Source organism: Bacillus sp. COPE52 (assembly GCF_003355115.1).
GTDB lineage: Bacteria > Bacillota > Bacilli > Bacillales > Bacillaceae_G > Bacillus_A > Bacillus_A toyonensis.
This window is the reverse complement of record NZ_CP031292.1, coordinates 5,435,338-5,449,526: the sequence shown is the minus strand read 5'-3', so window position 1 is coordinate 5,449,526 and position 14,189 is coordinate 5,435,338. Positions and strand designations below refer to the sequence as shown.

At 34.0% G+C, this 14,189-nt stretch carries 8 protein-coding genes; 6 read left to right on the top strand and 2 right to left on the bottom strand.

Translation table 11 applies throughout. The annotated features are described in order from the left end of the window. Positions 1-152: 152 nt before the first annotated feature. Positions 153-311, bottom strand: coding sequence for a hypothetical protein (locus DPQ31_RS27585; protein WP_001181914.1), 159 nt, complete (start codon positions 309-311; stop codon positions 153-155). A gap of 242 nt (positions 312-553) precedes the next feature. Beyond that, positions 554-2,251 carry a helix-turn-helix domain-containing protein gene (locus DPQ31_RS27580; protein ID WP_053446372.1) on the bottom strand — a complete coding sequence of 566 codons (1,698 nt, stop codon included), beginning with the start codon at positions 2,249-2,251 and terminating at the stop codon, positions 554-556. A 550-nt stretch (positions 2,252-2,801) separates the two neighbouring features. On the opposite strand from DPQ31_RS27580, the gene gntR reads away from it, so the two are divergent. The 6 genes from gntR (at position 2,802) to DPQ31_RS27550 (ending at position 14,189) form a co-directional block, all read left to right on the top strand. Continuing rightward, positions 2,802-3,533: a gluconate operon transcriptional repressor GntR gene (gntR, locus tag DPQ31_RS27575; RefSeq protein ID WP_001130026.1), complete on the top strand. Its 732-nt coding sequence runs from the start codon at positions 2,802-2,804 to the stop codon at positions 3,531-3,533. Next, positions 3,526-5,061, top strand: coding sequence for a gluconokinase (gntK, locus tag DPQ31_RS27570; protein WP_199634582.1), 1,536 nt, complete (start codon positions 3,526-3,528; stop codon positions 5,059-5,061). Before gntR ends, gntK begins: the two co-directional genes overlap by 8 nt. A 116-nt stretch (positions 5,062-5,177) precedes the next feature. Beyond that, complete coding sequence (gene gntP, locus DPQ31_RS27565) at positions 5,178-6,524, top strand: gluconate permease GntP (protein ID WP_001131719.1); 1,347 nt, start codon at positions 5,178-5,180, stop codon at positions 6,522-6,524. 264 nt (positions 6,525-6,788) lie between these two features. Then, the gene (gene gndA / locus DPQ31_RS27560; RefSeq protein WP_208731291.1) at positions 6,789-8,198 is read left to right on the top strand and encodes an NADP-dependent phosphogluconate dehydrogenase; all 1,410 of its coding nucleotides are present in this window, start codon (positions 6,789-6,791) and stop codon (positions 8,196-8,198) included. A gap of 2,174 nt (positions 8,199-10,372) precedes the next feature. Then, entirely contained in the window at positions 10,373-12,082 is a 1,710-nt protein-coding gene (locus DPQ31_RS27555) for a hypothetical protein (protein WP_208731290.1), read from the top strand. 1,000 nt (positions 12,083-13,082) lie between these two features. Continuing rightward, positions 13,083-14,189: a conjugal transfer protein gene (locus tag DPQ31_RS27550; RefSeq protein WP_208731289.1), complete on the top strand. Its 1,107-nt coding sequence runs from the start codon at positions 13,083-13,085 to the stop codon at positions 14,187-14,189.

Sequence of the window (14,189 nt, the reverse complement as noted above, 5' to 3'; positions counted from 1 at the left end):
CCAGAATTATGGCCTTACAGCAAAACTTGATTAGAATCCTGTGTTAATGTGCAGGATTTTTTCCTATTAAGCAATCGGGCCAGATTACGGAATAACTCCTTACTGAATAAGATTTTAAAGAAGAAAATTAAAACTCCGTAAGAAGGGGTTTCTTAATCTCGCATTGCCCCAGCTTCCCGGGAAGTCATTGCTCCTTGTCCTGCTCTTACATCATTTTGAATTTCTTGTTTTACTTTTTGCGCATCAGTTTCTGCAAAATTTGGTTTTATAATAGAACCAGACTTCTCTATAGCTTTTTTATAATTTTGCATACAAACCCTCCTCAATTTAACGTTTAACAATTTTATTTTGTACAAAAGTACACTCGGTATACCCCGGGTAGTTGAACGAATTTCACGTAAAGTAAAGGAGGGGAAATTAAATACGTGGTTTCTGTTTTTAGGAATAGCAAATAGAAATTATTCCAATGTCAAGTGCGATTATGGAGCCATACATATAGAAAATGAAAAAACTAAAAAGAAGCAGGTACCTCTGTAAAGGTATCTGCTTCTTTTTACATAGATTCTATAATCATTTGTCTTTCATACCACTTGTTAAGTTTTTCATTAACACTTTTTGAAATGCGTTTCATTTTTTTATTACAAAATCTTGAGAGTGTAGCAGGGGATAGACCTATTTCATCTGCTATCTCACGCATTGTTTTATTTTGATGCATATGCTGATGCATAATTTTCTCTCGAACCATATCCTCTGATCCTACAGTAGGTTGTTTTACTGTATCTACAATATAACGCTCCTCTTGCTTCTCTTGCGTATCTATTGATTTTTTCTTCACCATACTATCTATATTATTCATCAATTCTTTTGGAGGTAAAATAATGATTCCCAACTTTTCAAAGTAATTCTTAAACCAATTGCGTTCTCCTATCTTTGTTTCATCCAATTCTTCTGCATACGCCCAATGTGAAATTACATTTTCTTTTTCTAAATCATTTAAAACATTTTCTAGTTGTTCACGAATTCGAGTTGGGCGCCCCTTTGTAGTTGTAATACCCATTACAGATAGTAAACCTTTTTCTCCACCAATGGAGTATGGTCTTTTTAAAGTACTGTATTGTTGACGAATTCGCCACTGCCAGGATAAATAACGTATTAAACGTTTATGAAACTTGTGTCTATAGCTATTATACTCTAATGCTTTTTTCGATAATAAAGCAGTTGTGCTATTAGATCCATACAAATAGCCCGATAAAAAACTACCTGGTTTAATCTTACAGGATTCTATCCCCATATATTCATTAGTATTCTTATCTCTCCATAACACTACAGAGTCCAGTACGAATAGCCTTTTAATTACTTCACGTTTTACTTCAAATTTTTCCCCAGTTTCAGCTTGATCGTTCAATACTACAACTTCATTATCATCATTCAAATAAATAAAGATGCTTGCTAACGCTGCAATACGTTGCGCTACTTTTATCTTATCTTCTGCACGATAATACTCTACACCGTTTGCTGATGCTTTTGGCATATTACATAATTCCAACACATTTTCATAACTAAAATCTATGAATTCATCTGGAGATTTAGCTTGATTTAACCATTGTATTGTAATGGTATCCAAACAGTCTGCTGTAAGATCATCCATATTACTAATGACTCCATCAACCAATATAGACCATCTTTCTGCTTCGTTTGTATTCACTAATCTCAAATCCTCATCCTTATGTGAAGATAGTTGTGCAACACCGCTTGAATTTTTTGTTTCTAATGGCAGTACCGGTTTTGCTACTGCTTCATCTTCCTCAAAATGATTTTTTGCTATTCCATCACGTAATTGATAGTACATTGCGTCATTGGTTACAGGATAGTAATCATCCGATATATCTTCTATATGTTCTGTTACCTGACTATCTTCAAAAATTGAAATTTGAGTTGGTTCAACTGCTTCAACTTTTTCTCCGAATTCTTGTTCAATGATCTTATCTAGTACATTTTGAATTTCAATTTTATATTTATTCAGATTGGCATAAATGTTTAATAACGATATTCCTTGCTCTTGTTTCTGACCTAACCAAGAAACAAGTGTCGAAAAGGAAGGGGACATATTAGCTGATGTTACTAATTTATCGTGATTCCCTTGTACTTCTTTATAATATTTATTCCATTTGGCCCATAACTGCTTGTTTTCTTCATAAATTGGAGCAGCAAGTAGGAGGGCATCACTAAACAATGCTAACACTTTCTCCATATTTAAATACCTCCTAACAATGTTAATTACAAATATAATTTGAATCTTAAAAATGTGAAACGTCATAGCTATATGATGGCTATATAACCTTTAAGTTGAAATGTTGTCTGAATAATCTACATAATCGTTGTTTTTTTACACGTTTTACTGTGAATCATTTAAATTCTCTTTACTTGTCTTTAATTATATAAAACTGCTTCTATTTGTAAAATCATTACTTTACAATACAATTTCAATTTTTGAAAGTTTTTAATGCTCAAATTCAGTTACTGTTACATTTTTAACATCTATATTTTTGGTTCAACAAGTTGTAAACCCGGGTGGTAAATATGTTGATATAAGTCCTTGGATATCATATTCTTCAGTTTTCCATTCCCTAAATCTTCTTCATCAACAATAATAGTTTTTGGGGCGACTCGATTTATTAGCTTAATAATTATGGAGCTTTCCTCTAAAAGAACCAAAGTAAACAATAAAAGCGCTTGCATAATTAAAAATCCGAGTTATAATACTTGTATACAAGTATACTTGATTAACATGAGGTGAATTTATGGCGAAATCAATGGAATTTCTTTATCCTGAAAAATGGCTTTCAAAAGCTTCTACAGGTGATCGTGTTGCGAGCGAACTGAGAATGCGCATTATTGCAGGTGAAATTGAAAGCGGTACCATCCTGTCGGAAAATAAATTAGCTGCCGATTTTTCTGTAAGTCGGTCACCCGTCCGTGAAGCATTAAAAGTACTAGCTTCTGAAAATATTATTCGCTTAGAAAGAATGGGTGCAGTTGTCATTGGTTTAACCGAGAAAGAAATCGAAGAAATATATGATGTTCGTTTACTTATAGAAACGTTTATCTTTGAGCGACTTGTAAAGATGGACACAAATGATTTAGTAAGAGAACTAAATAAAATAATGGAAATGATGAAAATCGCCATTAAATATCATGATTCCGATGAATTTTCTTATCAAGATCTCTTATTCCATGAAACGATTATTCGAACCATTGAGCATTCCTACATCCTGATGATTTGGAATAATTTAAAGCCTGTTATGGAAAGCTTAATCCTTTTATCAATGCGTACTCGTTTCAAGGAAAAGTACGAAGACTTTGAACGGATTATAAAAAATCATGAGCTTTATATAAAAGCAATCGAATCAAAAGATCGAGCCCTCATGATTAAGGCCTTACATCAAAATTTTGATGATGTTCAAGGGAAAGTTGAAGATTTCTGGATGTCACAACAAATGTTATCTAAAGGAGTAGAGCAAGGACATGAGTAGCTATATGTTAGGTATAGATATCGGTACAACAAGTACGAAAGCAGTTTTATTTACTGAAAAAGGCGAAGTCATCCAAACCGAGAATATTGGTTATCCACTTCGCACACCGGATATATCCACAGCGGAACAAGATCCAGAAGAGATTTTCCAAGCTGTTTTACAAGCGATATCAAATATAACGAAACAGCATTCAGATAAAAAACCATCGTTTATTTCATTTAGCAGTGCTATGCATAGTGTCATTGCTATGGATGAAAATGATCATCCGCTGACACCTTGTATCACTTGGGCAGATAATCGTAGTGAGGCATGGGCACATAAAATCAAAGATGAACTGAATGGCCATGAAGTTTATAGACGAACAGGAACACCTATTCACCCAATGTCACCATTAAGTAAAATTACATGGATTGTGAATGATCATCCGGAAATTGCTATTAGAACGAAAAAATATATTGGAATCAAAGAATATATCTTCAAACAATTCTTTAATCAATATGTTGTTGATCATTCCATCGCCTCGTGCATGGGTATGATGAACTTAAAAACACTAGATTGGGATGAGGAAGCTTTAAAAATTGCTGGTATAACACCAGCTCAATTATCTGAACTTGTACCAACCACCCAAATATTTAGCAACTGCAATCCAGATTTAGCCCAAAAGATTGGTATCGATTCACAAACACCGTTTGTCATTGGTGCCAGTGATGGGGTGCTTTCTAATCTAGGTGTGAATGCAATTCGAAAAGGTGAGATTGCCGTCACAATTGGGACAAGTGGTGCTATTCGGACCATCATTGACAAGCCACAAACAGATAAAAAAGGAAGAATATTTTGTTATGCCTTAACTGAAAAGCATTGGGTAATTGGTGGACCGGTAAACAATGGCGGAATGGTCCTTCGTTGGATTCGTGATGAACTTGCTTCATCAGAAGTAGAGACTGCGAAAAGACTAGGAATTGATCCATACGATGTATTAACTAAAATAGCTGAACGCGTGAGACCTGGTGCAGACGGATTATTATTCCATCCATACCTCGCAGGTGAACGTGCACCATTATGGAATCCAGATGTACGTGGCTCCTTCTTCGGTTTAACGATGTCACATAAGAAGGAACATATGATTCGTGCTGCTTTAGAAGGCGTTATATATAATTTATATACTGTATTCTTAGCGTTAACCGAATGCATGGATAGTCCTGTAACCCGTATTCAAGCAACAGGCGGCTTCGCAAGGTCTGCCGTTTGGCGACAGATGATGTCCGATATTTTCGCATCTGAAGTCGTTGTTCCAAAGAGCTACGAAAGCTCTTGTCTAGGTGCATGTATATTAGGTCTCTATGCCACAGGAAAAATTGATTCTTTTGAAATCGTTTCCGAAATGGTTGGCAATACCTACAAACATACACCGAAAGAAGAAGCAACAAAAGAATACAGACAATTACTGCCGATATTTATTAATCTATCAAGGGCGCTAGAAGATGATTATACACGAATTGCAAATTATCAAAGAAATTTAATAAAGTAAAACTTTCATCAGTAATCCCCACGCCTCGCTTCTATCTAAATCTCGAGGTGGGGGGCCTTACTGCCCACGAATAGCGGGATAAATACAAATACAGCTAAGATTAGGGGGGAACTACGATGCCATTAGTCATTGTAGCAATTGGGATTTTAGCATTACTTTTACTGATTATGCGCTTTAAATTAAATACCTTTATTTCATTAATCATTGTATCGGTCGGGGTTGCTTTAGCACTTGGAATGCCACCAGAAAAAATTTTTAAAACCATTGAAGCGGGATTAGGGGGAACACTTGGTCATTTAGCACTCGTTTTTGGACTTGGTGCGATGTTAGGTAAGTTGCTTTCAGATTCTGGGGGCGCACAACGCATTGCCATGACCCTTGTGAAAAAATTCGGTGAAAAGAACATTCAATGGGCTGTTGTGACTGCCTCATTTATTATCGGGATTGCATTATTTTTTGAAGTAGGATTAGTATTATTAATTCCAATTGTATTTGCGATTTCAAGAGAATTAAAAGTTTCTATCTTATATCTCGGTATTTCGATGGCAGCAGCTTTATCTGTAACACACGGATTTTTACCGCCACACCCAGGACCAACTGCTATCGCTGGTGAATTACATGCAAACATCGGTGAAGTATTACTTTACGGTTTTATGATAGCGGTTCCAACGGTTGTATTAGCTGGACCTGTATTTACTAAACTTGCAAAAAAACTAGTACCTGAGGCATTCACAAAAACCGGTAATATCAAATCTTTAGGTGAGCAGAAAGTATTTAAACTTGAAGAAACTCCTGGCTTTGGAATCAGTGTTTTTACCGCTTTACTGCCTGTTCTTTTAATGGCAGTCGCTACAATTATTACTTTGCTGCAAAAAACAATGGGATTCAAAGATAATAGTTTACTAGCAACGATTGAGTTTATTGGGAATGCGGATACTGCCATGTTGATATCCTTACTAGTTGCGATCTATACAATGGGATTGGCAAGAAATATTCCAATCAAAAACGTGATGGAATCTTGTACAACAGCGATCTCGAATATTGGGATGATGCTCTTAATTATTGGTGGAGGCGGCGCTTTCAAACAAGTATTAATTGATGGCGGCGTTGGTAACTATGTAGCCGAATTATTCAAAGGAACTTCATTATCACCGATCTTGCTCGCATGGATTATCGCTGCCATCTTACGTATTTCATTGGGGTCTGCTACGGTTGCTGCATTAACAACTGTCGGTTTAGTGATCCCGATGTTAGGTCAATCTGATGTTAACCTTGCTTTAGTTGTCCTTGCAACAGGGGCTGGTAGTTTAATTGCTTCACACGTGAACGATGCTGGTTTCTGGATGTTTAAAGAGTACTTTGGTTTAAGCATGAAAGAAACATTTGCAACATGGACTTTACTTGAGACTATCGTTTCTGTAGCCGGATTAGGATTTACTTTATTATTAAGTTTATTTGTATAGATCTTTCTAAACAATAAAAGGGATACGGAAGCTGTTTAATTTGATTTTCCGTAATTAACCAGTTATTTTTCATGATTGATTAATAAGGATGAAAATCTCTCTTTATTTTTTAACTTGATAGTGATGTGCCGTGTCCCTATAACCTTTCGCAAGAATACTGGCGGAGCCTATTGAAATGAAAAAGATTGATTATTTGATTAAAGTGTTATTTTAGGTATATATACTATAATACAGAGTAACATACATGGAAAGGAACGATGGAATATGGCAAAGTTACAAATTGGAGTTGTTGGTGTGGGCGTTATGGGAAAAAGCCTCGCACTTAACTTTGAGAGCAAAGGGTATTCTGTGGCCCTATATGATATTTCAAAGGAAAAAGTTGATGAAATCATTGAGGAAAACCGTGGTAAAAACTTAGTTGGTACTCATATAATTGAAGAGTTTGTTAACTCACTTGAATTACCTAGAAAGATTTTATTAATGGTGAATGCAGGGGAAATTACAGATAAGGCGATTGATTCTCTAGTTCCTCACCTCGATAACGGTGATATTTTAATTGACGGTGGTAATACATACTTTGTCGATACAATTCGCCGAAACAAACGTCTTGCCGAAGAAGGAATCAATTTCATCGGGGCAGGTGTGTCAGGTGGCGAAGAGGGTGCATTGAAGGGACCATCTATTATGCCAGGCGGACAGAAGGATGCATACGAAAAAGTAAAAGATATGCTTGAAAACATCTCCGCAAAAGTGAATAACGAGCCTTGCTGTTCTTATATCGGACCTAATGGGGCAGGCCACTATGTAAAGATGGTTCACAACGGTATTGAGTATGGAGATATGCAATTAATTTGTGAAGCATATTTCTTCTTGAAACAAACACTTGATTTGACTGCAGAAGAGTTCCATGAAATATTTGCTGAATGGAATAAAGGTGAACTGAACAGCTATCTAATTGAGATTACAGCCGATATCTTCAAGAAGAAAGATGAAGAAACTGGTAAGCCATTAGTGGATGTTATTCTTGATACTGCAGGACAAAAGGGTACAGGGAAATGGACAAGCCAAAGCGCACTTGATTTAGGTATCTCTCTGCCTATTATCACGGAATCTGTATTTGCACGTTGCATTTCTGCTTTAAAAGAAGAGCGTGTGAACGCAAGCAAAGTTTTATCTGGCCCTAAAGATAAAACAGCAATTGAAGTTGAAAAAGCTGAATTAATTGAAGCAGTGCGCCAAGCTTTATATATGAGTAAAATTTGTTCTTATGCACAAGGATTCACGCAATTGAAGGCAGCTTCTGAGGAATATGATTGGAACCTTGATTTTGGAAGCATTTCTATGCTTTGGAGAGGCGGATGTATTATCCGTGCTGCCTTTTTACAGAACATTAAAGAGGCTTATGAAACAAACACTGAACTACCGAACCTTTTACTTGATCCATACTTTAAAGAAATTGTAGAGTCATATCAAGGTGGATTACGCCAAATTATCTCAATGGCGGTACAACAGGGCATTCCGATACCTGCATTTTCAGCAGCAATTTCTTATTATGACAGCTATCGTACTGCCAAACTACCTGCCAACTTGTTACAAGCGCAGCGCGATTATTTTGGAGCGCATACGTATAAACGAGTAGATAAAGAAGGTACATTCCATACAAAATGGATATAAAATAAGAAATGGACTAAGATTAAATTCTTAGTCCATTTTTCATCCCACAATTCGCAGGCTATAAGACTCCCACTGATGGAAGTTCACTTTAAACGAATGACCGAATCAAAATGCGTTTATTTTTCCCATTTAGATGAAAAACTACATAGCCTTATCGGGGCTATAAACTCTTATTTGAAACTACATAGCCTTATCATGGCTATAAACTCTTATTTGAAACTATATTGCTTTATCGGGGCTATAAACTCTTATTTGAAACTACATAGCCTTATCATGGCTATAAACTCTTATTTGAAACTATATAGCCTTATCATGGCTATAAACTCTTATTTGAAACTATATAGCTTTATCGGGGCCTATAAACTTTTATTTGAAACTATATAGCTTTATCGGGGCCATAAGCTCTTATTTGAAACTGCATAGCCTTATCACGGCCATTACTTCTTATTTGAAACTATATAGCCTTATCACGGCTATTACTTCTTACTTGAAACTACATAGCCTTATCGCGGCTATTACTTCTTATTTGAAACTATATAGCCTTATCACGGCTATTACTTCTTACTTGAAACTACATAGCCTTATCGCGGCTATTACTTCTTACTTGAAACTATATAGCCTTATCGCGGCTATTACTTCTTACTTGAAACTACATAGCCTTATCATGGCTATAATCTCTTATTTGAAACTAGGTAGCTTTATCATGGCTATAATCTCTTATTTGAAACTATATAGCTTTATCTTGGCCATAAGCTCTTATTTGAAACTGCATAGCCTTATCACGGCTATTACTTCTTACTTGAAACTACATAGCCTTATCATAGCTATAATCTCTTATTTGAAACTATATAGCTTTATCTTGGCCATAAGCTCTTATTTGAAACTGCATAGCCTTATCACGGCTATTACTTCTTACTTGAAACTACATAGCCTTATCATAGCTATAATCTCTTATTTGAAACTATATAGCTTTATCTTGGCCATAAGCTCTTATTTGAAACTGCATAGCCTTATCACGGCTATTATTTCTTACTTAAAACTACATAGCCTTATCATGGCTATAATCTCTTATTTGAAACTATATAGCTTTATCTTGGCCATAAGCTCTTATTTGAAACTATATAGCTTTATCTTGGCCATAAGCTCTTATTTGAAACTATATAGCTTTATCGGGGCTATAAACTCTTATTTGAAACTATATAGCTTTATCTTGGCTATAAACTCTTATTTGAAACTATATAGCTTTATCATGGCTATAAACTCTTATTTGAAACTATATAGCCTTATCGCGGCTATTACTTCTTACTTGAAACTATATAGCCTTATCGCGGCTATTACTTCTTACTTGAAACTATGTAGCCTTATCATGGCTATTACTTCTTACTTATAATAATGAATAGCTATATTGTGGTTATAATTTCGTAATTTATGAAACGTTATAGCTATATGATGGCTACAACTTTTAAAAAATGAAACGAGAATATCCTGAAAATCATTCGACTAAAAAAAATTTTATTCTATGTAATTTACTAATAAACGTTGATATAAAGCCACTTCTTTAATTATGAAAGAAAACAAAATAAAATCATTATAGCTATATGATGGCTACAACTTTCACTTTAAAACTTCAAACAAATCTATATATACCAAGGGTTACAGCAGCTTTCAATAAAATATAACTTGTTTTAAAAACATGAAACGTTATAGCTATATGACGGCAGGAAACATGAAACGAAATGAAACGTTTATAGCGGTATGATGGCTACAACTTTTCATTTAAAAACAGTTATAACTCCCTATATATCAGTATTTATACGAAATCTAGAGAAATTTCTTAGTCAATCCAAAACATGAAACGTTATAGCTATATGATGGCTACAACTTTAAAACAAAATTAGCATGAAACCCTATAAAATCAATGGTTTAGAAAGATTTATCCCACTACACACTACGTTTCATATTTAAAAAACTTCATAGCCCTATGGTGGCAACAAACTTTTTTTCATGAAACGTCAAACCCCTTGTCGCACAAGGGATTGAGGCACGTTTCATTTTTTTATTTTTCCTCTTAAAGGGACAGATTTCACCAGTATTCGATTTGATATAATCAAAAATGTAATTCTATATCTAATTGTGGGGAAAACTGCAACTTAAAATAAAAGGAGGTGAAAAAGATGGCAAAACCTTTCGTTATAAAGAACAAACGTAGTTTGAATGGTGAAACAACAACACCGGTAATTGTAACAATTAAATCATGGCAAAAGTTAGTAGATGCTTTAGAAGGTAAGTATTACAGTTTTAAAGATACTTATCTAGAAGACATTGTGAATTCAATGTCCTATGAAGAACGAATTGCGGATGAAGAGGGATTTGTTGAACAAGCAAAGCCATCTTTTTCACTGAAAATGAAAAAGATTGTAGATAAAGTAAGTGGATTTGATAAAAATGAGGGCAGAAAACATAAGCTATATGGTATTACAAATGCTGATGTAGAAGTATTTCTATTTCTTCATAAAAAATGTAATACATATGGTGAGCTTTCGCATGTATCGATCCATATGCTTTGGGAAGATTATAAAAATTATAAAGAAGCATTTGCACATATTCACCACTCACAATTTTATGTGGCTTTGAAGAAGTTAAGTTTCCATAACATCATTACAATCGAAAATGAGTACAGTGGTAAATATAAAATCACCTTAACTGATTTCATGAATAAAGAAACGAATAAAGCAAATGCATATACATTTATTAGCCCGATAGTATTTACTAAAGAATTCTTTGAGTTATCCATTGCAGCTAAGAAACTATTCATGGATGTAGCAATGCAGCAGAAACGCGAAACTACCCTGAAACGTTCTTTATTTAAAGTTGATGAACAAGGAAACTCAACTCACTTTGGTGGTATGTATCGTTACTTACATAAGAAATACCCACATCAGATTCGTGCTGTGCTTGAAGAACTAGAAACAAAGCTATCTGCTACTGGATCTCCTTTATTTAAAATTTGCAAGTTAGAAAAAGGGAAGAAGAACAAAAAGCAATACACAACATTGCATTTATCTGTACATCCTGATTTCTTATGCGCAAAAGAAGAAGGAGCAGAATACCGTGATCCTTTTACACCACGAGATACATATAAGCGTAAAGTTAAATTCATTGAAAATCTGTTAGTGGAAATGAATATTGCTGAATTTGCAAAGGATATGAACCAATTCATTAACGTTTTAAAACACTCTTGTCATCGTCAAATTCGCCAAGTAGTTCGTGGCTTACGAGAAATGATTGATCGACAAGAAGGATATCCTAAAAAGCTTGTTTATACACTAAGTAAATTATTAAAGCAATCTTCTCAATATCGTGTATTAGACACAGCTGCTAAAACTGGTATTTATCCTTTAATTACACACAATGTACCTAAACATGAACAAGAAGAGGCCATTTTTAAATTTGGTACTCATTTTGCTATATACTCTTTACGAAATGTTCAAAAGCTATTCCGTAAAGCGCATGACCTGCTTCATGCGAAATATGCTGTACCTGTAACCTTAGATGCTTACCATCGTAATTACATGCAGTATCAAGAGGAATCACTATTTAGAAAATATGCTTATGAGCAAGGAGTAAATATTAACGCATATACAGCATTAGAAATTGAAATCCGTGAACTATTAAAGTCTAGCGGGCATCAAGGAACTAACATGCCTAGTGATATTCGTGAACTGTTCATTGAAAAAGTTGATAAATTGTCGAAGGAAAAGATTCGTGTAATTGAGGTCCCTGAAGACTTTGATTTAATTCAGTTTCTACAGTCCTTAGAAGCATACTACCGTTCAACAAGTGAAACACCACATTCAGTTGATCAGCTGCTTCCAGCAATGTAAAGATACAGCTCTCTATTTTTGAAAAAACAAAAGTGGAGGGCTATTCGTGTTGAAGATACCCTATGAAATGCATTACTTCAAACAAAACAGAGAGAAAGTTTTCAATTTTAATGATCACGCCTCTCTATTTTTTATGCAATTACATACATTGCATGTAAATCAAAATGAGATATTCACAATTTTCGAGTTATTAAATCTGAATTTTCAATCCTTTTGTGTCATTTCATCTACAAAAAAGCATAAATATTTTTTATAATTCTGTTGATATCTTAATAATTTTGACATGATGTGTATAACATAAAGCCTTAAGTACTGTTCTTATCATGTTCTATCTCTAAATCTACTTAAAATCAGAAAAACTTCTGTTAGTTATGTTTAAAAAGTGGATTCTGTTCCTAACTTTGACCAATTTGTTAATAAATTGTGTGTAGTTTTTAAGAAATGTGGAAAGCTTGTTCATAAATCAGCAAAATTTGTATTTATTATTTATTCATTTACTCGCATCAAATTAACGATGATTATATGTAGTTTTTATATACCTACTTTACGATATTTTGTAGTTTTTAATCATCATCCAGCTCATTAAGTACGTTCCCAGTATTTACTTTTTATGATTTTTTACGGCTAGAGTAATGATGAACCCTTAGCACAGCAATGTTTTAAGACGATTTTTTCTCTGTATAAAAGTATTATCTTTTTTCTTTATATATATTAAAGATATATATTATATTAGGTTTTTATATTGTGTAATACTTACTATAGAGAATAGATCCTGTGTAAAACCAATTTCATTTCTTAATGGAATTGGTTTTTTTATGTACTTTAATAAACATTATATTTAGGTTTAATCTTCCTAAAAAAATTTTGATATAAAACATAATTTTTTTTATTTCTCTTAGATTTCCGAAAAAAGTAAATCATACTTAAAGTAGATAGTTAATTAGTAGAAATTACAATGAACCTTGTAATCTCCTAACCATTTAAAAAGAGAGGTGAAGACATGGTAAAAAAGAAATCCCAGAAAAACGCCGAAAAAAAGAAATTTACATTCTTTAAAAAGGCAAAGAATAAAACAACTGAACTATTAGATATGCAACAAGAAAATTCAGAAGCACTTAAAGAAAAGAAGACACGTAAAACAAGGGAGAAAGTTCCAGTTATAACAGGAAGAAAAGTAGGTAAGGTTACATTTTGGTGTGTAATGGGATTCGTGTTTGCAGGAAGCTCCCTTTCATTTATCCAACTTGCCGGTCCTCCTAGAGCAGTAGCTGTTCAAGAAAAGAAGGAGGAACCCGTAAAAGTTAAGATGTCGGAAGCAGAATTAATTGCATATGCCAATAGTTTTGCCGCTGATTATTTTAACTGGAAGGTTGATATGAATGTAGCTGAAACACGAAAAAAACGATTAGAAAAATATTTAATTGAAGGATCCGATGAGCAAGGAGGATTAAATAGAGATAGTTTAAAAAATGCTTCTAGTACGTTAGTTAAGTCGGAAGCTGTAGAGGTTCGTCAAAAAGGAAATGAAGCAGAAGTTACATTGAAAATCATTCAAAAACTAGAACCTGTAAATAATCCAGCTCCTGGAACAACTCAAGCCCCAGATACACCAAAAGAACCTAAAGAAGTGACAAGGTACTTCTCTATTCCAATCTTAATAGAGAAAGGGAAGATGGTGATTCCTGACCATCCTACAATCGTTCATGGAGAGAGAGAAAAGGCATCTTATAAAGTGGCTACATTTAAATCAGAAGGACGAGAAATAAATACAGATTCAGAAATAAAAAAAGTAGAACAATTTTTGCAGTCTGTATTTAAAGTGTATACAGAAGGAACACCAGAAGAAATTGCTTACTACTTTGAAAAAAGCAATATAACAAATGGACTAAAAGGTATTATGACATTTAGCAAATTAGAAAACTTGCGGATTTATGAAGATAAGGATAAAGGGTACAGAGTCTTAGTTGATGCCAAATTAAAAGACAACGATAGCAGCTTAGAGTACACATACACATATGATTTAAATCTAGTAAATAAAGATAATAAGTTTTCAATTAGCTCTATGAAAAAATTTGAAAACACATTAGAGAAAGTGGAGGGTAAATAA

Bases quoted from the DNA above. Each gene is read 5' to 3' on its own strand.
- DPQ31_RS27585 (WP_001181914.1), bottom strand. From the start codon at position 311: ATGCAAAATTATAAAAAAGCTATAGAGAAGTCTGGTTCTATTATAAAA.
- DPQ31_RS27580 (WP_053446372.1), bottom strand. From the start codon at position 2,251: ATGGAGAAAGTGTTAGCATTGTTTAGTGATGCCCTCCTACTTGCTGCT.
- gntR (WP_001130026.1), top strand. From the start codon at position 2,802: ATGGCGAAATCAATGGAATTTCTTTATCCTGAAAAATGGCTTTCAAAA.
- gntK (WP_199634582.1), top strand. From the start codon at position 3,526: ATGAGTAGCTATATGTTAGGTATAGATATCGGTACAACAAGTACGAAA.
- gntP (WP_001131719.1), top strand. From the start codon at position 5,178: ATGCCATTAGTCATTGTAGCAATTGGGATTTTAGCATTACTTTTACTG.
- gndA (WP_208731291.1), top strand. From the start codon at position 6,789: ATGGCAAAGTTACAAATTGGAGTTGTTGGTGTGGGCGTTATGGGAAAA.
- DPQ31_RS27555 (WP_208731290.1), top strand. From the start codon at position 10,373: ATGGCAAAACCTTTCGTTATAAAGAACAAACGTAGTTTGAATGGTGAA.
- DPQ31_RS27550 (WP_208731289.1), top strand. From the start codon at position 13,083: ATGGTAAAAAAGAAATCCCAGAAAAACGCCGAAAAAAAGAAATTTACA.